Genomic DNA, 22,444 nt, shown 5'->3' on the forward strand with positions numbered 1-22,444 from the left:
GGGTTCCGTGCGATCCTCTAAGGGTTGAGAGGTGGGAGACATGAGGCCACATCGGATGGAGGCAGCCCTGGCGGCATTTGAGGATCCGGCCGCCAAGGCCAGGTCCCTGGTGCCGCTGCACCGCGCCTGGGCCGACACCGCGGCCATCCCCTCCCCCGTCCGTGCGGTGGTCGCTCGGTCGTGGCAGCGCCAGTCGCTGAAGAACCCTGCCCTTTCCCCCTTGGGTACCCAAGGGATCACAGACCGCAGGGAACGCGCGGCCGTGCTGACCTCGCTGGTTCCGATGCTTGAGGATCGCCTGCTGCAGTTGGCCGCGGACGCCGGCAACGAGTTGGTCATCAGCGACGACGAGGGCTACGTCCTCTGGGTGGCGGGGCCCTCCCCCATCCGCCGGCGCAGCGAGGACATCGGCTTTGTGGCAGGAGCCCGTTGGCGGGAAACCGATGTCGGCACCAACGGGCTGGGCGCCGCGATGGCCGAACGCACCCCGGTGCAGATCTTCGGGCCCGAGCACGCCCGCGAGGAGCAGCACACCTGGGTGTGCACCAGCGCCCCGATCATCGAGGAACGCACCGGAGAACCCGTCGGCGCCATCACGCTCTCGGGTTCCTACCGCACCGCACACCCCCACACCCTGGCACTTGTCAGCGCCACCGCCAGGGAGGCAGCGGGGTTGCTGGCGGCCAGGCACGACCGGGAACTGCACGCCCTGGCGCTCAGCGCACCCACGCCCGCCGGCCGGTATGTGCTGGTCGACGCCCAGGGCTGGGTTGCAGCGTCCGAGGGCTTTGGCACCGGAGCCCGCCTGCGGCTTCCTGGAAACCTGGTGGCAGGAGCCTGTTGGCTGCCCGGGCTTGGGGCGGTGGTCGCAGAACCCCTCTCCGGAGGATGGCTGCTGCGCGGCACCGGTGTCGCCTCCACGGCATCGCTGGAACTTCGCTGGTCGCCCGCTCCCGTCGCCGTCATCGTCCAGGCCGGGCTACGCACCGAGATCCGGCTCAGCCCGCGGCACGGGGAAATCCTGGCGCTGCTGATCGCCAGTCCCGGCGGACTGGATGCGCACCAGATCATGGAGAGGCTTTCCCACGCGGGCACCCCCGTCACGGTGCGGGCCGAGTTGTCGCGGCTGCGTGCCAAGCTTGGCGGCATCATCGAGTCCCGCCCCTATCGCCTGTCCATTCCCGCCGCCATCCTCCCGTGATCCCGGCCTTGCAACCTCTTGCAACTCTCGCGGGCATGTGACCCGGCTCATAGCATCGTCTTCATTGCACCCTGCTTTGACAAGGAGACGGACATGATGGAATTGAACGCTGCCGCCACGGCGGGCCAATGGCTCGCGGAGCTGGGGCAGGCACTTGAGGCGGGAAACACCGAGGCGGCGGCGGCCCTCTTCGGCACGGAATCCTACTGGCGGGATCTCTCCGCCCTGACCTGGAACCTGCACACCTCCGAGGGGGCCGGGGAGATCAAGGCCATGCTGGACGGGGTCGGGCCCGACGCCTGGCCGCGGGACCTGGCCCTGGCCTCGGCCACCGACGCCGAGGGCGTGATCGAAGCCTGGTACACCTTCACCAACAAGGCGATCGATGGCAAGGGTCTGCTGCGCCTGCGCGACGGGAAATGCTGGACCTTGCTGACCACGGCACAGGGGCTGCGCGAATTCCCCGAGCCCGCCGGAGCGCTGCGCGAACGCGGGGCGGACCATGGCACCCAGATGTCCAGCGAAAACTGGTTGGACCGCCGCACCCAGCGCGAATACGAATTCGGCATCACCGAGCAACCCTACGTACTGGTCATCGGCGGCGGCCAGGGCGGCATCGGGCTCGGCGCACGGCTCAAACGACTGGGCGTCCCGGCCCTGATCATCGACAAGCACCCGCGCCCGGGCGACCAATGGCGTTCGCGCTACCATTCCCTGGCCCTGCACGACCCGGTCTGGTACGACCACATGCCCTACATCCCCTTCCCCGACCATTGGCCGGTGTTCACCCCCAAGGACAAGATGGGCGACTGGCTCGAAAGCTACACGCGGCTGATGGAACTGGACTACTGGTCCAACACCGAGGCCACCTCCGCCATCCACGACCCGGACACCGGCAGCTGGAGCGTCCAGGTGGTCCGCGAGGGCCAGCGGCACACGCTGACCCCCACCCACGTGGTCATCGCCACCGGAATGTCCGGGATCCCCAACGTCCCCTCGTTCCAGGGCCAAGACGTTTTTGCCGGTGAACAGAACCACTCCTCCACCCATGCCGGCGGCGACGCCTACCGGGGCAAGAACGTCGTGGTCATCGGGGCGAACAACTCCGCCCACGACATTTGCGCGGACCTGCACCAAAACGGCGCCAAGCCGGTGATGGTGCAGCGCTCCAGCACCCACATCGTGCGTTCCGAGTCGCTGATGGACACGGTGCTGGGCCCGCTGTATTCCGAGGAGGCACTGGCCAACGGCATCGACACCGACACCGCCGACCTGATCTTCGCCTCCATCCCCTACAAGGTCCTGCCCGACTTCCACCGACCCGCCTTCGAAAAGATCCGCGCCGACGACGCGGATTTCTACCAGGGACTCACCGACGCGGGGTTCGATTTGGACTTCGGCGACGACGACTCCGGGTTGTTCCTCAAATACCTGCGCCGCGGCTCGGGCTACTACATCAACATCGGTGCCTCCGAGCTGGTCGCCGACGGATCCATCGCGCTGGCCAACGGCGACGTGGCGCACCTGACCGAGGATTCGGTGGTGCTCAGCGACGGCACGGTGCTGCCGGCCGATGCCGTCGTCTATGCCACCGGGTACGGGTCCATGAACGGCTGGGCGGCGAAGCTGATCTCCCAGGATGTTGCCGACGCGGTGGGCAAGTGCTGGGGGCTGGGGTCGGAGACCACCAAGGACCCCGGACCGTGGCAGGGCGAGCTGCGCAACATGTGGAAGCCGACCCGGCAGGAAAACCTCTGGTTCCACGGCGGGAACCTGCACCAGTCCCGGCACTATTCCAAGTACCTGGCGCTGCAGCTCAAGGCCCGCTTCGAGGGCATCGAGACCCCGGTGTACGCGCTGGCCGAAACGCACCACACCTCCTGAAGCCCCGCGGTGCCCCGATGACCCGGTATTTGGCCGGGCCTCGGGGCACAATGGTGCTGTGAGCCCCACACACCGCGACCCGGTCCAAACCGAGCTTCCCCTGGATGGTGAAGCCGCTGTTGCCCCGGCGCCGAGTCGCTCGCGGATCTCGGCCCGGGCACAGCCACGGCGCACGACGACGTCGAAGCCCCCTCACCGGTCATTGCCCGTGCCTACGAGGAACGCTCGCCGTCGCACAGGGGTCTGGGGGTTCACCCCCAGCGTCCGGCCCAGGCATCTGCATTAAATAGGTAGGCAGCGTGGCTTTCCGCCCCGACACCAAGGGATGGATGCCACGCTGCCGCCGTTGCGCCAGACGGCGATCTAGCGCAACGGGTTGAAGTGCCGCATCACCGCCGGAGTCGAATCCCCGGTGATCGAGGCGGCCAGCATCTTGCCCGTCAGGGGGCCCAGTGCCACGCCCCACATGCCGTGGCCCCCGGCCACGTGCACGCGCGAAGAACGAGTGGCACCAATCAGTGGCAGGCCGTCGGTGGTGCAGGGCCGGGAACCGACCCATTCCTCCTGGCGGTCCTGCCAGTTGATGCCGGTGAAAAGCGGGGAGGCCGCGGCGACGATGGCTTCAATGCGCTTGGGCTCCAGCCGGTGGTCGGCGTCCCGGAACTCCATGGTCCCGGCAACCCGGAACCTGTCCCCCATCGGGGTGCAGGCCACACGCTGGGCGGGGAAGTAGATCGGATGGGTCGGCATGACCTCGGGGACCACGGTGAAGGAATAGCCGCGACCGGCCTGTACCACGCGCTTGACACCGAACTTCCGCGCCAGCTTGCCCAGCCAAGCACCGGTGGCGATGACCACTGTGTCGGCGCCATGCGTACGTCCTTGCGCGTCGACGACTTCGACCCCGCGGGCATGTTCGCGGATGTCGGAGACCTCGAAGCCGGAGATGATTTCCCCGCCGCGGGCAATCACGGAATCGGCCAGCGAGTCCATGAACTTGGGCGGGTTGATGAAGCGCTGGTTGTGGATCTGCACCCCTGCTTGGACACCATCACCGAGGGTGGGTTCCATGGCACGGATTTCCTCGGCGCTCATCAAATCAAATTCGACCTGCCCGCCGGCGGCGCGGATGCCCTCGAACTCGTGCAGCAGCCCGTCGCGGTCTTTGAGGCTTTTGAAACCTGTCAGGAACGGTTCGGCCGGCTTGCTGGGCTCCACGACGCCCGTCCCCAGGGTGCTGGTGCTTCCGTTGTTTCCGGAGGATCCGCCACCAACGGAGGCATGGTCCTTGGCAGACCGGGTGACGGTGCTTCCCTCGGTGATCTCGTCGAAGGCATCAAGCCCGGTGGCGCCGATCTCGCTGAAAACGGCCATGGCCTCGCGCCACTTTCCGGGCGTGCAGTGCCGGGCAAAGCCGAGCAGGAATCGGATCAGCGAGGGCTTGGCCGAGAATGGAATGTAGAGCGGGGAGGCCGGATCGAACATGGTTTTCAGGCCGTAGGTGAGCACCGAGGGCTCGCTCAGCGGGAGCGTCAACGCCGGGGTGAGCCACCCTGCGTTGCCCCATGAAGACCCTGCGGCGACGCCGTCGCGGTCCATCACGGTCACCTTGACACCGCGTTCCTGGAGATACCAGGCGGTGGCAAGTCCGACCATGCCTGCACCTATGACGACCACGTGTTCCGGATTCGTTGTGCTCATTTCACGCTCCACTCTCTTGCTCGCCAGGCGGGTTCCGGGACGTCGCTGTCCAGGCCAGGCCAGGCCGAATTGCCGATGTTCAAGGTTCGGGGTGCGTGGCCGGGAGTGCGCCGGAAGGTGCATGCGCCTTCCGGCTGTGTCTCTCCCAGCCACGGGGTCTTGCGGTCGGATTTACGGTTTAGACGTAATCCTTGTACTTCTCCAGGTGGCGGACCGGGGTGGACAGCGCATCGCGGCGGAACGGGTCTCCCAGTTCGCGGGTGCACATGACCTCGATGACAGTGGTCTTGCCGTCGGTCATCTGGGCATTCAGCGCTTCCTTGAGGGCCGCGCCGACGTTTTCCAGCTTGTCCACCACGATGCCCTCCGCACCCATGCTGCGGGCCATCTCTGCGAAGGACTCGCCGTTGTCCAGCTCGCCGGCGATGAAGCGGCGGTTGTAGAACTCGACCTGGTTCTTCTTCTCCGCGCCCCATTGGCGGTTGCGGAAGACGACCGCAGTGACCGGTAGGTCGTGACGGACCGCCGTGAGGACCTCGCCCATGCTCATGGCCCAGGCTCCGTCGCCGGCATAAGCAACCGCCGGGCGGTGCGGGGCCGCTGCTTTGGCGCCGATGATGGTCGGCAACGCGTAGCCGCAGTTACCAAAGGACATCGGGGCGAAGAAGCTGCGTGGCTTCTCGAAGCGCAGGTAGCTGTGCGCCACCGAGTTGATGTTGCCGATGTCGGTGGAGATCATGACGTCCTCCGGCATGGCATTCTCCAACTCGCGCAGCACCTGGCGCGGGTGCAGCCAATTGCCTTCCTCGCCCTTGGCTTCCTCGATCACGTCGAGGGAATACTCGTCCTTCTCGTGCGTCCATTCGGAGAGCTCCTGCTCCCAAGCGTTCTTTTCGGCCTTGATGTTCGCAGCACGTGCGGCCTTGGTGGCGTCCGACGCCAGTTCGGTGCCCTCGAGGCGCTTGGACAGTTCAATGGCCACGGCTTTGGCATCGCCGGTGATGCCTACGGAGATCTTTTTGACCAGTCCGAGCTTGGTGTGGTCCGCGTCGATCTGGATGATCTTGGCCTCGGTGGGCCAGTAGGCCTGGCCGTACTGTGGCAGGGTGCCGAACGGGCCGAGGCGGGTACCCAGCGCGATCACGACGTCGGCCTCGGAGATCAGCTTCATGCCGGCCTTTGAGCCCTGGTAACCCAGCGGGCCGGCCCAAAGCGGGTGGCTGGCGGGGAAGGAATCGTTGTGCTGGTAGCTGTTGACCACTGGTGCCCCGAGGCGCTCGGCCAGTGCCTTGCATTCCTCAACGCCGTCGGCCATGACCACGCCGCCACCGGAGACGATGACCGGGCGCTTGGCCGTCTTGAGCAACTCGACAGCGTCGTCGAGGGATCTGGTGCCGCCGGCACCGCGGTCCACGCGGCGCGGTTCCGGGATCTCGGTGATGGACTCGCCGTAGAAGTAGTCGCGGGGGATGTTCAGCTGGGTCGGGCCGTTTTCGCTCATGGCCCGGTCGAAGCAGCGTGCGGTATACTCCGCCATGCGGTTCGGGTGGGTGACGTGTCCCTGGTACTTGGTGAACTCCTGGAACATCGGCAGTTGGTTGGTTTCCTGGAAACCTCCCAGACCGATGGTGTTGGTTCCGGCTTCCGGTGTGACGATCACGACCGGGCTGTGGGCCCAGTAGGCGGCGGCGATTCCGGTAACGCAGTTGGAGATGCCCGGGCCGTTCTGGCCGATAACCACGCCATGGCGGCCAGAGGCGCGTGCATAACCGTCGGCCATGTGTGCCGCTCCCTGCTCGTGCACGACGGGTACCAAGCGGATGCCGGCTGGTGCGAAGATGTCCATGGCATCCATGAAGGCGGAGCCCATGATGCCGAAGATATCGGTGACGTCGTTGGACACCAGCGTCTCAACGAAGGCTTCCGATGACGTCATCTTCTGCGCACCCTTGACGACCTCGCGGGATGTGGCCTTTTCAGTCATTACAAGTCTCCTTCGTGGATCAAGACGCCGCAATCACGCAATGTCTCAAAAAATGATTCGATTTGCTCCCAAAAACGGGATTAATGACAAAGCTATGCGATCCAGCTCACATCCGTCAAGCCCCTATTCCATTTTTTCTTCATACTGATACGATTTAATGAAACTTCACTCATCGGCAGATTGGATCAATCATGGAAAACCTCACGGAACCGGATCTCGGGCCCGCGGGCGCTGTCCAAGGGGAAACACCGGCCCTGCGCCTCTTTGCACTCCTTGAGCTGATCACCACGCGGGACCAACTCTTCACCCTGCAGTCGCTGGTGGACCAGACCGGTTTGCCCAAGCCCACCCTGCACCGCATGCTGCAGCAGCTCGAAGGTGCGAACCTCCTGACCCGGCAGTCCGACGGCCGACACTACGGCACCGGTGCGCGCATGCGCCGCATGGCCGAGGATGTACTGCTCAACGACAGCCGGCACGGCACCCGGCACGCGATCCTGCGCGGATTGGTGGATGAAATCGGTGAAAGCTGCAACATCACCGCGCTGTCCGGAAACGAAGTCATCTACCTGGACCGGGTGGAAACCAACGAACCGCTCCGCGTGCACCTGGGACCGGGTTCGCGGGTGCCGGTGCACTGTTCGGCCAGCGGCAAGCTGATCCTCGCCCAGTTCGGCCCCACACAGCGCGAACGCGTGCTGGCCACCGGTGCCCTGCAGCGCTTCACGACACACACACTCACTCAAATGGACGAGCTCGAGACCGAACTGAACCAGATCCGACTCAATGGATTCGCCGAGGACCGCCAAGAATTCCTGGACGGTCTGGTCTGCCTGGCCGTACTGGTCCCCAACCCTTCTGGCCGCTCCAACCTCTGCGTCGCGGTGCAGGCACCCCTGATGCGCAAGAGCTCCGCGGACCTGATTACGCTGCTGCCCGCCCTGCGCCGGGCGGCCGAAAGCATTTCCCGGATCGAGGACCATGCGGATCTGGGGTCCCCCGAGGCCGAGTCGGTAGCGGCGGGGTGGTAAGGGAGATGAACCAGCAAGCACCCGTTATTCCGCAGCAGGAAACAGTCCGCGTCCGCGAAACCTTCGGCATCGACAGCGACCTGCGAGTCCCCAAATTCACCGAAACCTCCGAACATGTGCCGTCCATTGACCCGGCCTACCGGTTCAATCCCGATGTCACCCTGGCGATCCTTGCCGGGTTCACCCACAACAGCCGGGTGATGATCCAGGGGTTGCACGGCACCGGGAAATCCACCCACATCGAGCAGGTCGCCGCCCGGCTGAACTGGCCGCTGATGCGCGTGAACCTGGACGGGCACATCAGCCGCCTGGATCTGGTCGGCAAGGACATCGTCGTGATCCGGGACGGCGCACCGGCCACCCTCTTCCAGGAGGGTGTGGTTCCCTGGGCGATGGTCCAACCGATGGCCCTGGTCTTCGACGAGTACGATGCCGGGCGCCCTGATGTCATGTTCGTCATCCAGCGGCTGCTGGAGCGCGACGGCGGCTTCACGCTGCCGGACCAAAACCGAGTCATCCGCCCGCACCCGCATTTCCGGCTCTTCGCCACCGCCAATACCGTCGGGCTGGGCAACCTCAACGGCCTCTATCACGGGGTGCAGAGGCTGAACCACGCCCAGCTGGACCGCTGGAACATCGTTGCGGCCCTGGACTACCTGCCGGTGGCCGACGAGGTGGACATCGTTGCCGCCCGCGTCCCTGACCTGGCGCAGAAACCTTCCGGGATGGAACTGATCCACTCCATGGTGCAGGTCGCCAACCTCACCCGGGACGGCTTTGCCGCCGGGGACATCTCCACCCTGATGTCCCCGCGCACCGTGATCACCTGGGCGGAAAACATCTCCATTTTCCGCGATCCCGAACTGGCCTTCCGGCTCTCGTTCATCAACAAGTGCGACGAGGCCGAACGCTTCATCATCTCCGAGTACTACCAGCGCGCCATGGCCACCGAGCTCGACGAGTCCTACGCGCTCGTTCCTGCCGGGGCCTAGCGGACGCCGGCCGCAACGCCATGGACAGCACGGGAATCGCCGAACGCCGCGCCCAGGAAATCCGCCAGCTGTGCGCCGCATCCCTGCGCGCGCTCGGCGCCGACCCGCGCCTGGAGCTGCTTGGCTCCCGGCCCTACCGGGGCAACACGGTGCTGCCTTTCAACGCGCCGCACCTCTACCCGCCCTCCCCCGGCACGGCGTTCGAGTCCTTCCGCGGCGCCAGCGACGGGATGGCGCTGCGCACCCTGCATTCGGACACCCCTGCGCACCTGGCCCTGCTCCCCAAGAACCCCAGCGCCCGAATGGTCTTCGAGGTGCTCGAGCAATTCCGTTGCGAATCCCTGGCCACCCTGCCCGGGGTCGTTTCCAACCTGCGGGCCCGGCACGAGGCCTGGTCCAAGGAATACCTGGCCTCCGGCCTGGCCGAAACCTCGCTGGGCATGCTGCTGTACACGATCCTGCAGGTCACCCGCTCGCGGATCACCGCCGAACCGGTGGTCGCCGAATCCGAGGACATGATCGAGGCGACCCGCGCGAACCTGTCCCCGGTGCTGGGCCCGCTGCTTCCCGCCCTGCGCCGGAACAAGCTCAGCCAGGCCGCCTTCGCCCCGCCCGCGTTGGAGATCGCACGTCTTGTCGCCGACGCCGTCCAGGCCCTGGAATCCCGAGCATCTGCCCGCAAGGCGCCGAAGGCGAAGGAGTCCAAGGCGGCGGCGTTTTCCCTGCTCGTGGACGTCGAGCGGGAGGCCGCGCTGATCGGGAGAACCGGCACCGGAACCAGCGGCACGCTGGAGGCCGCGGCAGCCGGCTACATGGTCTTCACCCGCGCCTATGACGAGGAATCGGCGGCCCGGGGCCTGGTCCGGGAGGACCTGTTGCGCGGCTACCGCGAACGCATTGCCGCCCGGGTGCACACCGAGGCGGTGAACACGACACTGCTGGCCAAGAAGCTCCAGGGGCTGCTCTGCGTCCCGGAGCGCTCCGGGCAGGATTCCGGCGCGGAGGAAGGCCTGCTCGATGCTTCCCGGCTGGGCCAATTGATTGCCTCCCCCACCGAGTCCAGGCTGTTCAAGACCGAACGCTTCGAGCCGGTGGCCGCCGCAACCATCACCTTCCTGGTCGACTGCTCCGGGTCGATGAAGCAGCACGCCGAGGGGCTTGCCGCGTTCCTGGACGTGCTGGTCCGGGCGCTGGAACGCATCGACGTGCCCTGCGAGGTCCTGGGCTACACCACCGGGGCATGGAACGGCGGGCGCGCGCTGAAGGACTGGCGCCGCGCCGGCACCCCGGAAAATCCCGGGCGGCTCAACGAGCTGAGCCACCTGGTCTTCAAGGACGCCGCGACCCCGTGGCGCACCGGGCGCCCGGGGCTGGCGGCGATGCTCAAGTCCACGCTGTATCGCGAGGGCATCGACGGGGAAGCCGTGCGCTGGGCACTGAGCCGGCTCGAAACCCAAGGCCAGGAACGCCGGATCCTGGTGGTCATTTCCGACGGCAGCCCGGCGGACGGCGCCACGGCAAACGCCAATGACGAAAACTACCTGCAGCAGGATTTGGCCGCGGTGCTGCGCGGGGCCGAGGCCGCCGGCTCCACGACCATCCTGGGCCTGGGCCTGGGGCTGGACATGAGCGAGTACTTTCGCCGCAGCACCATCCTGGATGCCGGGCGGCTCGGCGGCTCCGAGTCAGTGCGCGACCTGCTGGGCCTGCTCGAGCGCTCGCTGCGTCCCGGGCGCTGATCCGGCGCCGCCGCAACGCGTGCTTCGCTGCCCCTGCCGCACGGTGCCCCGCGGGGGCTTCACCGGACCGGGGGTACGCTGGGTTCCCCAGCACCATCGCAAGGAGAACCATGGCCGCGAAACTGCCCGCAATGTCGCCGTCCGACCTGCCGGTTGCCCAGGTGCTGGACCGGGCCACGGGGCCACGGCGCGCCGAAGCCGAGGAACTGCTCGCGATGCTCGGCGGGATCAGCGGCGAGACGCCGGTCGTGTGGGCCGGGCGCATCATCGGCTTCGGAGACTACGAGTACCGCTACACGAGCGGGCACTCGGGACGCTCCCCCTTGCTCGCCTTCGCGCCGGGACCGACAAAGCACACGATCTACCTCGTCAACGATTTCTCCCAACGCTGGCCGGAGCTACTGGACCGGCTCGGGCCGCACCGCGCGTCCAAGGCCTGCCTGTACCTCACCCGCTTGAGCGGGGTGGACCGCAGCGCGCTGCGCGAATTGCTGGTGCACTCGCTCGCCGAGACGATGTCGCCGGGGCGCTGAACACCGCACGTTCTCGAACAGCCGCGGAGGTGGCACGATCGAAATAACGCGGGGACGGCAGCTTGGCCCGCGACATTCGGACGTCGTGAAGGTGAACGCCATGTTGGCCGCCTCGTTCAGTACCGGAACTGTTCACGGGCAGCCGGTGCGTGGCCCCGCCATGCGCGTGGGCCTACCCGCAATCTGGGTGCATAAGTCCCCGTTGCCTTTGTTGTTCCCGTCCAAGCCGGTTTGGCCTCCCCCCGGTCTGGCTGGCCGCTGCACATTGTGTTGGTCCGCTTCGACACCCGGGAAACCGCCAGGTTCGCAAACGCCAGGCTCGACGGTGTGCCGCCGGCGCGATTGGGCTTTGGCGCGGACGCGCGGTGCGGCCACGGCGCGTCCGCGCCGGTCTCGCTGGTGGAACCGGCGTAGAACAGGATCCGCCGCGGAATGCCTGACGCCACGGCAGTGAGTCGTGGCGGGGCAGGATCTGCATGGCCCGTCTTCAGGCTCAGGTTCCGCAGAAGGTCCGGTAGGGGCCGAAGCCTTCCGGGGCCGCGACGGCGAACCGCTCGAGGCCGGGACGCTCTTGGAAAGGTGTGCTCAGCGCAGCCAATAGCCGCGAGAGCGGCTCCTGGTCGCCGTCGACGGCGGCGGCGAGCGCCTCCTCGACGAGGTGGTTCCGCGGGATGTAGACGGGGTTGGTCCGGTCCATCAGGTCAGCGTCCGGTTCCAGGGCCCGCCAGCGTTCCAGCCAGGCGTCGAACGCGGCAGGGACGGGGAACATGGAGCGCGCGGACTCAGCCTCACCCCGCGCGGCCGTGCCCAGGGCACGGAAGAAGGACGTGTAGTCCACGCGGGCCTCCTGCAGGAGGGTGAACAATTCCCCGGTGAGTGACGTCGCTGATTCATCGTCGAGACCGTCGGCCAGGCCGAGCTTGGTTTTCATTCCGGCCAGCCACGCGGCGCTGTACCGGGTGTGAAAGGCGCCCAGGGATTCCTGGGCCAGGGCAACGGCCCGCTCCTGGTCCTCGTGGAAGAGTGGCAGGAGGGCCTCCGCGAGCCGGGCGAGGTTCCACTGGGCCACCAGGGGCTGGTTGCCGTAGGCATAGCGCCCGGCTTCGTCGATCGAGCTGTAGACCGTGGCCGGATCGAAAACGTCCATGAAGGCGCACGGCCCGTAGTCGATGCCCTCCCCCGAGATGGTCATGTTGTCGGTGTTCATGACGCCGTGGATGAAACCCACCAGCATCCATTGCGCCACCAGCGACGCCTGGGCTGCGACCACCGCTGCGAACAGGGCGAGATAGGGGTTCTGGCCCTCCGCCGTTCCGGGATGGTGGCGCGCGATCGCATGGTCGGCCAGGCGGCGCAACAGGTCCTGATTGTCCATGGCCCGGGCATATTGGAAGCTTCCCACCCTCAGGTGGCTGCTGGCCACCCGGGTCAGCACCGCTCCGGGCAGCATGCTCTCGCGGCTCACCGGCCGTCCCGTCGCCACCACGGCCAGGGAGCGCGTGGTGGGAATGCCCAGGGCGTGCATCGCCTCGCTGATCACGTATTCACGGAGCATCGGGCCGAGCGTGGCGAGCCCGTCACCACGACGGGCAAAAGGCGTGCGCCCCGAGCCCTTGAGGTGGAGGTCCCGCAGGCGGCCCTCGGCATCGGCAATCTCGCCGAGCAGCAGCGCCCGGCCGTCGCCCAGGCGCGGCGAGTAGGAGCCGAACTGGTGGCCGGCATAGCCCTGCGCCACCGGAGTGGCACCATGGGGCAGCGCGGTACCGATCAGCAACCCCAGGCCCTCGGCGTTGCCCAGGGACTCGGGGTCGAGGCCCAGCTCGGCGGCCAGCGGCTCGTTGAGCACGACCAGTCGCGGATCCGGAGCCTGTTCCGCCTGCCAGGGAACGGCCAGTTCGGGAAGTTCACGGGCAAATTGGCCGTCCAGGAAGACGGTGGATTGTGCGTCGACACTCATCTTTCAAGCGTACCTTCGATATGGTGCGGTCCGCGGGGAAAGACGGAAGCAGGCAACTGCCACGGCGTCGAAGACGCCCCCTGACCTCCGGCGCATCACCATACCGAAAAGCAGGGAAGGGCTCCTCCGCCGGAAACCATCCCGGCAGACGAGCCCTTCGGCTCGGTTCTTGCAACCCCTGCCCTAGAGCTGCAGCAGCAGGACCCCCGCGTAGCCCAGGCCCGCGATCAGCGCCCAGGAGCACAGCGCCATCAGGATCGAGGCGCCCTTTGAGGCGAAGAGTTGGCTGATCCGCACCGCGGAACCCAGCCCGAAGAGCGCGGCGGCCAGCACGATGTCCTGCACGATGGTGGCGGCATCCAGCAGTTCGGCTGGGACGTCGAAGATCGAGCGCACGGCCACCAGTGCCACGAACCCGATGATGAACCCGGGAATGATCGGAGGCAGCTTCAGCCCCTCACTTTCCGAGCCAGCTCCGTGGTTGGTGCGGCGGCTGATGATGCCCGCGGCGGCAACCATCGGCGCCAGGGTCAGCACGCGGGTGAGCTTGACGATGATGGCGATGGCCAGGGCAGAACCCCCCGCGGTCTGCGCGGTGGCCACCACCTGGCCGACATCGTGCACCGACGCTCCGACCCAGGTGCCGAAGGCCTCCGGGCCCAGGCCCAGCGGAACCATCAGCAACGGCAGCACGGCAATGGCAAGGGTCCCGCACAGGGTCACCAGCGCTACCGGGATCACGGTGTCCTTCTCCTTGGACCGGCGCACCGCGCTCATTGCGCCGATGGCCGAGGCGCCGCAGATGGAGAAGCCCGTGGCGATCAGCAGCGGCTGGTCCCCCGGCAGTCGGAACGCCTTCCCCAGCAGGTAGGTTCCGCCAAAGGCCAGCAGCACGATCGCCACAACCACCGCGAAGGTTGCCCAGCCCAGTTCCAGGACGTCGACGATGCTCAGCTTCAGGCCCAGCAGCACGATGCCGGCGCGCATGAGCTTCTTGCCCGCGAACCCCAGCCCGGCCTTCCAGGGTCCCGACACCAGTCCGGACAGGCCCGGGATGTTGGCCGAAAGCACACCGAGCACCACCGCGGTGGTCATCACCGGAATGGAGGGGACCAGCAAGTGCACAGCGAAGGACAGCGGAACGGCCAAGGCACAGGCGGCCAGTCCGGCCCAGTGCTTCACAGTCCAGGAGCGGGCCTTGCCCGCGGGGGAGGAACCTGGACCCTTGGACTGCACCACCGGTTCATGTGTTTGGTTGGCCATGAGGGGGAAGCTCCTTGGAAAAGAGGCGCGGTCGTGGTGCGGCCTGTGGCCGCACCACGAACCACGCATTGGTTATGGTTACCAGTGTGCCCCGAGGCTCACCCGGATGTCAGTTTTCCGCCGGCGGCCGAGGCCTTGAACTTGGTGCCTTCCGGACGCGGAGCGCCCAGCACCAGGACGTCGACCTGTTCATCGGACAGGGTCTTGTTGTGCTTGCGGCGCACCATGAAGAACACGACGCCCAGCAGGGTCCAGACGGCCAACGCCGTCATGGATTCCTTGCCCAGCACCCCCGGGGATCCCGGGATCAGCAGCAGGGCCATGAAGACCAGTGCCGTGACGGCACCCATGGCGCTGAGCACCTTCTTGGAGGTCGAACGGGTGCCTTCGAGATCACCGGGCCGTTCAATGGAGTTGGTTGGACGGAAGATCTTGAACGCGCACAGACAGGTGTAGAGGTAGGCGACGGTCACTCCGACCGCGGACATGTCCACGACCCAGGTCAGTGCCGCACGGCCGAACCACGGGCTGATCAAGCAGACAGCTCCGACGAAGATGACTCCGACGTAGGGGGTCTTGTACTTGGGGTGCAGGCGGGCAAACATCTTGGGAACCATCTGTGCCCGGCCCATGCCCAGCAGGATGCGGCTGGCCGAAACGTAAAAGCCGTTCAGGCCGGTGCTCACGCCCATGGTGATGCCAATGGTCAGCAGCAACATTCCGGATCCACCCAGGACACCTGTCAACGCGTCGGCGGTGCCCCATGCGGAGTCGCCAGCCACGAGGGCCTCCCAGGGTGCGGACATGGCAACCGCGGCGATCATGGCCGCGTAGAGCAGCGCTGCGGCCAGTAGCGCCAGCACGATCAGCTTCATGGCCTTGGCCGGCGGAAAATCGAATTCTTCTGCGGCCTGCGGCACGTTGTCAAAACCAATGAAGGCCCACGGTGCGATTGCCACGATTGCGGCAATCGCGGCAATCGGGTTCACGCCCTCGGGAAACGCGGGCACCGCATTGGCGAAGATGACCTGCGGGCTGGCGATGACGGCCGCCAGGATGCAGACCACGGCGATGAGCATGATGACGCAGGCAATGAACTGGATGCGCCCGGACAACGCGGTGCCGCGGATGTTCAGGTACGCAAATACCGCCAGGGCAGTCATCGAGATGAGGATTTCCACCAGGTACACATCCCAGCCGGCCACCGTGTAGAGGTAGCCCTGCTGCACCACATCCGGCATGAGCTTGCGGAAGAGCAACGCCAGCGCCGAGGCGTTCAGCGCCACGATGCAGGTGTATCCCAGGGTCAGGAACCAGCCGCAGAAGAAGGCGTGGGTGCGGCCGAAGCCGACCAGCGCGAAGGCCAGTTCGCCGCCGGAGACGGGGAACGACTTGATCAGGAATCCGTAGCTGACGGCGATGAGCACCATCAGCGCACCGCCAATCAGGAAGCCGGAGATCGCCCCGAGCGGCCCACCCATGGCCAGCCAGTCGGTGGGCAGGATGAACGCACCCCAGCCCACGGCGGAACCCAGGGCAATGGCCCAGACCCAGTGGGCCTTGAGCGTTTTTGCCAAGCGCTCCGGCTGGCCGTCGTCCGGACCTGGCGAAGCCGAAGCCATGGGAGTTACCACCGTCTTATCTGTTGTGGCTTTCATTTTAACCTCGTTCTGCACGGCGACGCCTGCGTCACCATAGGGGTTTGTCGGTTCGCCCTGGCGGGCGGACCTGTCGGGGTCAAGATTTCTGGGATTGCATCATGCTGATCAGTGAAACGTTCACGATGTCGGCCACTGTTGCGCCGCGGGACAAGTCGTTGATCGGTGCGGCCAATCCCTGCAGGATCGGGCCGTAGGCTTGGGCGCCGGCGAGGCGTTGGGTGATTTTGTACCCAATGTTTCCGGCGGCCAAGTTGGGAAAGATGAAAACGTTGGCGTGGCCTGCCACCGATGACGCTGGGGCTTTGGAGACAGCCACCGATTCAAGCAGTGCCGCATCGAATTGCAGTTCCCCATCGATCTGCAACGTCGGTTCTGCAACACGTGCCAACGTCGTGGCCGCGCGGACGGCGGAAATGCTCTCGTGTTCCGCAGAGCCGGCAGTGGAGAAGGAGAGCATGGCGACCGCCGGTTCTTCACCGGTGAGAGTGGCGAATGTATGGGCTGTAGAGGTGGCGATCTGCGCCAGTTGGGTGGAATTCGGGGTGGGGATCACGGCGCAATCGCCGTAGCCCACGTAGCGTCCGTCGTTCAGCCGCATGAGGAACGAGGAAGAGATGGTGCCCCCTTTCTCGTGGGTTCCCACGATCCTCAGGGCTGCGCGCAAAACGTCGGAGGTCGGCCGGGTGGCCCCGGCGACAGCGGCCACCGCCAGCCCCGCCGGAACAGCGGCGACGGCCAGGGACAACGGATCGTCCATCCACCCGGCGGTCTTGGCCTCACCGAGCTTCGCGACGATTCCCGTCAGGTGGGCTCCGGCGGCCCCTTCACGCAGTTCGGCAGTGTTCATGATGGTGGTGGCCTCGGTGAGCGTGACACCCCCGGTGAACGCGAGGGCTTCAATGTCCTCGCGCTCACCGACCAGGATGACTTCCATGCCGATCTCGTTGAGCACCCCCGCTGCGGTGATGGCCCGCGCGTCGTGCCCGTCGGCCAGGATGATGCGGCCCGAGGCGCCGGCCGTGTGGCCGGACATGAAGCGGGCCAGCATGATTTCGTCGACCCCCTGGGGCCGCACCGGTGAAATGGTCATCTACTCTGGTTTCCTTGTTGCCTTCGGTCCTAGACGGAGGCCAGGGCGGCAGGGGCCTTGAGGTAGCTGTCCACTGCGCCCATGACGTGATCAACCTTGTTCAACAGGTCGTCAAGGACGTCCTGATCGGCGACCAGCGGCGGGGAGAGCACCAGCATCGTGGCACCGCGGTTGTCCGGGCGCGTGATGAGATTGACCTCGCGCATGGCCTGTGGCATCACCTGGGTGAGGACGGCCTTGGATTCTTCGGCAGTGAGCTCGCGACCGGTTTCCCGGTTGCCCATGAGCTCGATGGCGTAGAAGAATCCGGCCCCGCGGTATTCCCTGATGCTGCTGTGAGCGGCAACGATCGCATCCAGTCCGTTTTGGAAGTACGGTTCGAGGCTGCGCACGTTTCCCACGACGTTTTCTTCCTTAAGTGCCGTCAGGTTGGCGACGGCGGTGGCCGTAGCCACCGGGTGCCCTCCCCAGGTGGCCCCATGGCTAAAGATCCCTGCCAAAGGGGAAGCAAGCATGCCGTCGGCCAATGGCTTGCGGATGATCACCCCGCCCAGCGGTGCGTAGCCGGAGGTCGAGCCCTTGGCGAAGGTGATCATGTCCGGGACTACGCCGTATTTGATGCTGCCGAACCACTCGCCGAGTCGGCCGAATCCGGTGATGACTTCGTCGGCGACCAGCAGGATGCCGTGTTCGTCGCAGATGGAGCGCAGTTCCTGCCAGTAACCGGCCGGCGGGACCAGCGCGCCGCGGGAGTTCTGCACCGGCTCGGCGAAGAGCGCGGCGATGGTGTGCGCCCCTTCGCGGGCGATGACCTCGCGGATGGCTTGGACGGAGGGAAGGTCCGCGGCGGAGCCGCCTTCCGGAACGACCTCGCCGAGCGTATGGGGTACGTGGAAGACCCCGGGCATCAGCGTGCCGAAGGCCTCCTTGTAGGCGGGGATACCTGTGACCGCCAGGGCGCCGAGGGTGGTGCCGTGGTAGGCCATGTCGCGGGCGATGATCTTGGTGCGCTCGGGTTCACCCTGGCTGCGGTGGTACTGGCGGGCGAACTTGATGGCGGATTCGACGGCCTCGGAGCCGGAGTTCACGAAGAAGACAACGTCCAGGTCACCGGGGGCCAAATCCGCGATCGCGGTGGCCGCGTTGACGGCGGCCGGGTGTGCCGAGCCCCAGTTGGTCCAGAAGGCCAACTTCGACATCTGCTCGTACGCGGCCTTCGGGATGTCCTGGCGTCCGTGGCCGATGTTGGCGCAGAAGAGTCCGGCCAACCCGTCCAGGAACTTATTGCCGGATTCATCGAAAAGGTAGCTTCCCTCGCCCCGCGTGATGATCGGCAGGTTCGGGTCGTTCCACACCTGGCCGGTGGTGAAGTGCGGGTAAAGATGCCGCTGGGCACGATTGCGGATATCTGAGTTGGTCACGGGACCCCTCCATTCAAAGTTTTCCTGACAGGACCCGAAGCAACCTCGCTTCGGTCCTCGCCACCCATGTCTTGCTGTGGTGCATATCACTCTGCCCGCATGCTGGGTCCTTTCCCAGACCCAAATTGGCTTCCCTTTTTAGGTACCAGTTAGCTGCCTACAAGTAGATCCGTGGCACCCTGGACCCGATGCGCGTCAGCACCTCGTAGGGAATGGTCCCCGCGGCCCGGGCCCACGCCTCCACATGCGGCTCCCCGGAATCCCCCGGTCCGAAGAGCAGCGCCGCGTCCCCCGCAGCAACTGCGTCGTCTCCCACATCGATGACGAACTGGTCCATGCAGACCCTGCCCAGCACCCGGTAGTCCTGGGACCCGATCCGCACCGGGCCCGCGGAGCTGGCACCTCGGAAGACGCCGTCGGCGTAGCCCAGCGGCACCACCGCCAGCGTGGTCTCCCGCGCGGTGGTTTCGGTGTGCCCGTAGGACACCCCGGCCCCGGCCGGGGCGCGCTTGGTCTGCACGACCGCGGCACCAAGGGTCATGGCCGGACGCAGGGCCGGGCAGCTTCCGCGGTCTTCCTCGGCCAGCGGATTCACCCCGTAGACGGCCAACCCGGGGCGGACCATGTCGAAGTGCGCTTCGGGGCTCGCCAGGGTCGCGGCGGAGTTGGCGATGTGGCACAGCTGTGGCTCCAGCCCCAACGCCCGGGCGGTGGCGATCGCCACCCGGAAGACCTCCAACTGCGCGGGGACGGAGACGTTGCCCGGCTCGTCGGCACAGGCCAGATGGGACCAGACGCCCAGCACCCGGATTCTGCCGTCGATTTCAAGCTCTCGGGCCGCGGCACACAGCTGCGGCCAGTCTGAGGGCGCGGCCCCGCCGCGCCACATCCCGGTGTCGATCTTCAGGTGGATCCTCGGGACCATTCCGGCCAGCGCACCGGCGTCGGCGATATCCCGCAGCTGGCCCAGCGAGTAGGCGGCAAGTTCGATGTCCTCGCTGATGGCTCGGGCGTATGGCGCCCCGGGCGCGCAGAGCCAGGAGAACAACGGGGCAGTGATTCCGGCGGCGCGCACCGCGAAGGCCTCTTCGAGCACCGCCGTACCGAGGTAATCGGCGCCGCCTTCCAGGGCAGCCAGTGCCGCGGGCACGATGCCGTGCCCGTAGCCGTCGGCCTTAAGTACCGCCATGAGCTTGGACCCCGTCGCAGCTCTGCGCAGGGCACGGACGTTGGCCGTGATTGCGGCGGTCTCGATGTAGGCGGCGCGTTGCGGGACGAACCCCTCGGCGTTGCGGTACGCGGATGCGGTGGTGTTTTCGAGCGTGCTGGACCGGTTCATAGCGTGGACTCCTTCGTCCTGGATGCACTTTAGCGTTGTTGGATTCAACTCTTCTTCACCGATGGCCGCTGGCCCAGATCCAGATCGGGGGTGCTTCCATGGGTCCAACGGGCCGCGGCGGGACGCTACTGCGCGTCGAGCTCAGCGATGACCCGGCCCAGTTCCTCGATGCCGGGACGGATGGCCTCCAGCTGAATCGCGGCGAACCCCAGACGGAAGTGGTTGCGGTTTGCCGCCGGGTCGTCGAAGAACACGTCCCCTCGCTCGATCACAATCCCGGCCCGAAGTGCCGCGGCGGCCAGCGCCACGCAGTCCAGGTCCGCTGGTCCCTGGATCCAGATGCTCACCCCTCCCGGAGGCGCGGTGATCTTCCACGGCAAGAAGTCCTCCAGCGCTTCGGTGAGCACCTGCCACTTGCGCTGCAACTGGGTGCGCCGCCGGGAAATGGTGCGGTGGTACTGTCCGGATTCGATCAGCAGGGCCATGGCCCGCTGGGGGTGTCCGGGAATATGCCGAATTTTGTAGCGCCGCTGGTTCCGCAGCTCGGTGATCAGCTCCGATTCGGCCACCAGATAGCCCATGCGCAGGCCGGGCGCAAGGAATTTGGTGAACGATCCGAGATAGATGACGTGTTCGGAGTCGGGCAGCGCCTTGAGCGCCGGGGTGGGCTTGCCACGGTAGCGGAACTCGGAATCGTAGTCGTCTTCGATGACCAGCGCCCCTGCCTGCCGTGTGCCGGTCAGGATTTGCCGCCGCCGGCTTCCCGAGAGCGTGACATTGGTGGGGCTGTGGTGGCTTGGGGTCAGATACAGCAGGTCCAGTTCGCCCAACGAATCCGGCGGCACCAGTCCGTGCTCGTCCACGGCCAGCGGGCGCAAAGTGGCCCCGGTGCGGGCAAAGGTGTGCCGGGCGTCGACGTAGCCGGGATTTTCCACTCCCACCACGGTTTCCCGTCCCATCATGGTCTGCGCCAACAGGTCCAGGCCCTGCTGGGAGCCGGCGGTGATCAGAATGTTCTCCGGCTGCACGATGATGCCGCGGGCCGGCAGTACCCGCTTGCACAGTTCCTCGATCAGGAACGGGTCGTCTTCGTCCACCGAGTCACGCAGTGAGTAGAACAGATGCGGTGGATCCAGTGAGTCTCGCAACGCCCGCGACCAGGCCAGGCGTGGGAAGTCGCGCACATCGACCTGACCCGCCACGAATGGATACGGGTAGGCCGACCAATCGCGCACCTTGGTGATTTCCGGCATGCCCGCGTCCTCTCGGGGCCGGATGTGCCGGGACCAGTCGATCGCCGAAGCATCCATCGGTGCCGGGCGCCCTGCCGGAACGGCTTTGCGCAGCATTTCGGTGTTGATGAAGTAGCCGCGCCTCGAGTGCGACTCGATGATGCCCGACGCCAGCATTTCTTGATAGGCAGCGTTGACAGTGTTTCGCGAGAGGCCGAGCTCGCGCGCCAGCTCCCGGGAGGACGGCAACGGCTGGTTCGGCACGAGCGAACCGGAGAATATCTGGTGCTCGAGCGCCTGACGCAGTTGCCGATAGAGCGGCTCAGCGGATTCCGTGGATACCGCAATGGGCGCCCTGACCCCATCGCATGCTTCCGCTGGTTGCCGCTGGGCGTCCGGGCCCGGGAGACGCCGGTCCCTAGATATATCCATGGTGGGCGTCCGCCGGGACGAGGACATAGAAGCGCGGGACAACCACGATGGGAACCGGAAGTGCGCGCAACATCTTGTTCGCGGTGGATCCTAGGAAAATCCTGCTCCGCTCCGCCAAGCGGCTCGAACCAAGCAGGACGATCTCGGATTCGTCCCAGTCAAGGGCTTCAACGGCGGCTTCGGTCGAGCGGCCCTGGGCAACGTCGGCTGTGACGATTGTTCGGTTCCGCACGCCCGCGATGGCGGTTTCGAGGGTCTTCCGTGCGTGGACGCGTGCCGCATCAATCCGGTCGCCGCGGTATTTCTCGCCATCCATGGCCACCAGGGAGACCAACCTCAGCGGAACGTGGCGGACGGCGGCCGCATCCACGGCGGCCTCCAGCACCGAGTCTGCACCGGCACGGGTGCCCAGCGCGCACGTGATGCGGGTAATTTCCCGGGGCGGGAGGTATCCCGAGGGCGCCAACGCCACCGGAACCGGAGATGAGTGCAGCAGGGCATTGGCCACTGAGCCGACCGTGAACCGGCGCAGGGGCCCACTACTGGCCGCGCCCACCACCACAAGGTTCGCTCTGAACACGGCTACGGCTTCGAGCAGCCCCTCGGCCATCGACGCCGCAAAGCGTATGTGGGTACGCGCGCTCATGCTGGAGGGCACAAGAGCCAGCGCGCGGTCCATCCATTTCTGGGCGCCCTGCTGCAGGAATTCCTGATACACGCGCTCATTGCGGGTGGCCGCCTCCGCCGGCGGAACGCCCGGGATGATGTGGACCAGCTCGAGCTCGGCGTTCGTGGGCTCGGCTAGGGATCGGGAAAGCGCCAACGCCAGGGAAATCGCCTCGCGTCCGCGTTTGTCCTCGGTGCATCCAACGACATACCTCATGGCGTGCGTTCCTCTTCATTGGGAGTCGGTTTGGGTAATCCCCTCATGCCTACCAGTTCGCGTCGCGCTGCGGAAAGAATGACTGGCATATGACGAGAGTC

General features: G+C 66.3%; 16 protein-coding genes. 6 read left to right on the forward strand and 10 right to left on the reverse strand.

Annotation, left to right across the window (positions count from 1 at the left end; genetic code table 11):
• The first annotated feature begins 40 nt into the window (after positions 1-40).
• Positions 41-1,201 (forward strand): helix-turn-helix domain-containing protein, encoded by a 1,161-nt coding sequence (locus ADIAG_RS16715; protein WP_149619395.1) that lies wholly within the window; start codon positions 41-43, stop codon positions 1,199-1,201.
• Positions 1,202-1,294: 93 nt separating this feature from the next.
• Entirely contained in the window at positions 1,295-3,085 is a 1,791-nt protein-coding gene (locus ADIAG_RS16720; RefSeq protein WP_007272608.1) for a flavin-containing monooxygenase, read from the forward strand.
• Positions 3,086-3,448: 363 nt separating this feature from the next.
• On the opposite strand, the gene ADIAG_RS16725 is transcribed toward ADIAG_RS16720, so the two are convergent.
• Positions 3,449-4,786: an NAD(P)/FAD-dependent oxidoreductase gene (locus ADIAG_RS16725; protein WP_007272609.1), complete on the reverse strand. Its 1,338-nt coding sequence runs from the start codon at positions 4,784-4,786 to the stop codon at positions 3,449-3,451.
• A gap of 178 nt (positions 4,787-4,964) precedes the next feature.
• Entirely contained in the window at positions 4,965-6,770 is a 1,806-nt protein-coding gene (xsc, locus tag ADIAG_RS16730) for a sulfoacetaldehyde acetyltransferase (RefSeq protein WP_007272610.1), read from the reverse strand.
• Between the two features lie 191 nt (positions 6,771-6,961).
• Between xsc and ADIAG_RS16735 the strand changes: the two genes are divergently transcribed.
• From ADIAG_RS16735 to ADIAG_RS16750, 4 genes are all read left to right on the forward strand, one after another.
• Positions 6,962-7,801 carry an IclR family transcriptional regulator gene (locus tag ADIAG_RS16735; RefSeq protein WP_007272611.1) on the forward strand — a complete coding sequence of 280 codons (840 nt, stop codon included), beginning with the start codon at positions 6,962-6,964 and terminating at the stop codon, positions 7,799-7,801.
• Between the two features lie 5 nt (positions 7,802-7,806).
• Entirely contained in the window at positions 7,807-8,793 is a 987-nt protein-coding gene (locus ADIAG_RS16740; protein WP_007272612.1) for an AAA family ATPase, read from the forward strand.
• Between the two features lie 20 nt (positions 8,794-8,813).
• Positions 8,814-10,532 carry a cobaltochelatase CobT-related protein gene (locus ADIAG_RS16745; RefSeq protein WP_007272613.1) on the forward strand — a complete coding sequence of 573 codons (1,719 nt, stop codon included), beginning with the start codon at positions 8,814-8,816 and terminating at the stop codon, positions 10,530-10,532.
• A 110-nt stretch (positions 10,533-10,642) separates the two neighbouring features.
• Positions 10,643-11,065, forward strand: a complete 423-nt coding sequence (locus ADIAG_RS16750) for a DUF1801 domain-containing protein (protein WP_007272614.1) — start codon at positions 10,643-10,645, stop codon at positions 11,063-11,065.
• Between the two features lie 493 nt (positions 11,066-11,558).
• Here ADIAG_RS16750 and ADIAG_RS16755 read toward each other — a convergent pair whose 3' ends face one another.
• The 8 genes from ADIAG_RS16755 to ADIAG_RS16790 all read right to left on the reverse strand — a co-directional run bounded on the left by ADIAG_RS16755 (position 11,559) and on the right by ADIAG_RS16790 (position 22,343).
• On the reverse strand, positions 11,559-13,022 hold the full coding sequence (locus tag ADIAG_RS16755) for a protein adenylyltransferase SelO (RefSeq protein ID WP_007272615.1): 1,464 nt from the start codon (positions 13,020-13,022) through the stop codon (positions 11,559-11,561).
• A gap of 183 nt (positions 13,023-13,205) precedes the next feature.
• Positions 13,206-14,285: a YeiH family protein gene (locus ADIAG_RS16760; protein WP_007272616.1), complete on the reverse strand. Its 1,080-nt coding sequence runs from the start codon at positions 14,283-14,285 to the stop codon at positions 13,206-13,208.
• Positions 14,286-14,383: 98 nt separating this feature from the next.
• Complete coding sequence (locus ADIAG_RS16765) at positions 14,384-15,943, reverse strand: APC family permease (RefSeq protein ID WP_007272617.1); 1,560 nt, start codon at positions 15,941-15,943, stop codon at positions 14,384-14,386.
• 79 nt (positions 15,944-16,022) lie between these two features.
• Positions 16,023-17,036 carry a phosphotransacetylase gene (locus ADIAG_RS16770; protein ID WP_007272618.1) on the reverse strand — a complete coding sequence of 338 codons (1,014 nt, stop codon included), beginning with the start codon at positions 17,034-17,036 and terminating at the stop codon, positions 16,023-16,025.
• A gap of 29 nt (positions 17,037-17,065) precedes the next feature.
• Positions 17,066-18,457, reverse strand: coding sequence for an aspartate aminotransferase family protein (locus ADIAG_RS16775; protein WP_007272619.1), 1,392 nt, complete (start codon positions 18,455-18,457; stop codon positions 17,066-17,068).
• Between the two features lie 157 nt (positions 18,458-18,614).
• Complete coding sequence (gene alr, locus ADIAG_RS16780) at positions 18,615-19,796, reverse strand: alanine racemase (protein ID WP_007272620.1); 1,182 nt, start codon at positions 19,794-19,796, stop codon at positions 18,615-18,617.
• 125 nt (positions 19,797-19,921) lie between these two features.
• Positions 19,922-21,460 (reverse strand): MocR-like pyridoxine biosynthesis transcription factor PdxR, encoded by a 1,539-nt coding sequence (gene pdxR, locus ADIAG_RS16785; RefSeq protein ID WP_007272621.1) that lies wholly within the window; start codon positions 21,458-21,460, stop codon positions 19,922-19,924.
• On the reverse strand, positions 21,447-22,343 hold the full coding sequence (locus tag ADIAG_RS16790) for a universal stress protein (RefSeq protein WP_007272622.1): 897 nt from the start codon (positions 22,341-22,343) through the stop codon (positions 21,447-21,449). The genes pdxR and ADIAG_RS16790 overlap by 14 nt, the downstream gene beginning before the upstream one ends.
• Between the last annotated feature and the right edge of the window lie 101 nt (positions 22,344-22,444).

It is taken from the genome of Paeniglutamicibacter gangotriensis Lz1y, from assembly GCF_000348945.1.
GTDB classification, from domain to species: domain Bacteria; phylum Actinomycetota; class Actinomycetes; order Actinomycetales; family Micrococcaceae; genus Paeniglutamicibacter; species Paeniglutamicibacter gangotriensis.

Excerpts from the sequence above, each read along its gene's own strand:
- ADIAG_RS16790 (WP_007272622.1), bottom strand. The coding sequence starts at position 22,343 with ATGAGGTATGTCGTTGGATGCACCGAGGACAAACGCGGACGCGAGGCG.
- ADIAG_RS16770 (WP_007272618.1), bottom strand. The coding sequence starts at position 17,036 with ATGACCATTTCACCGGTGCGGCCCCAGGGGGTCGACGAAATCATGCTG.
- pdxR (WP_007272621.1), bottom strand. The coding sequence starts at position 21,460 with ATGGATATATCTAGGGACCGGCGTCTCCCGGGCCCGGACGCCCAGCGG.
- ADIAG_RS16725 (WP_007272609.1), bottom strand. The coding sequence starts at position 4,786 with ATGAGCACAACGAATCCGGAACACGTGGTCGTCATAGGTGCAGGCATG.
- ADIAG_RS16760 (WP_007272616.1), bottom strand. The coding sequence starts at position 14,285 with ATGGCCAACCAAACACATGAACCGGTGGTGCAGTCCAAGGGTCCAGGT.
- ADIAG_RS16740 (WP_007272612.1), top strand. The coding sequence starts at position 7,807 with ATGAACCAGCAAGCACCCGTTATTCCGCAGCAGGAAACAGTCCGCGTC.
- ADIAG_RS16720 (WP_007272608.1), top strand. The coding sequence starts at position 1,295 with ATGATGGAATTGAACGCTGCCGCCACGGCGGGCCAATGGCTCGCGGAG.
- ADIAG_RS16765 (WP_007272617.1), bottom strand. The coding sequence starts at position 15,943 with ATGAAAGCCACAACAGATAAGACGGTGGTAACTCCCATGGCTTCGGCT.
- xsc (WP_007272610.1), bottom strand. The coding sequence starts at position 6,770 with ATGACTGAAAAGGCCACATCCCGCGAGGTCGTCAAGGGTGCGCAGAAG.
- ADIAG_RS16715 (WP_149619395.1), top strand. The coding sequence starts at position 41 with ATGAGGCCACATCGGATGGAGGCAGCCCTGGCGGCATTTGAGGATCCG.
- ADIAG_RS16750 (WP_007272614.1), top strand. The coding sequence starts at position 10,643 with ATGGCCGCGAAACTGCCCGCAATGTCGCCGTCCGACCTGCCGGTTGCC.
- ADIAG_RS16735 (WP_007272611.1), top strand. The coding sequence starts at position 6,962 with ATGGAAAACCTCACGGAACCGGATCTCGGGCCCGCGGGCGCTGTCCAA.
- ADIAG_RS16745 (WP_007272613.1), top strand. The coding sequence starts at position 8,814 with ATGGACAGCACGGGAATCGCCGAACGCCGCGCCCAGGAAATCCGCCAG.
- alr (WP_007272620.1), bottom strand. The coding sequence starts at position 19,796 with ATGAACCGGTCCAGCACGCTCGAAAACACCACCGCATCCGCGTACCGC.
- ADIAG_RS16755 (WP_007272615.1), bottom strand. The coding sequence starts at position 13,022 with ATGAGTGTCGACGCACAATCCACCGTCTTCCTGGACGGCCAATTTGCC.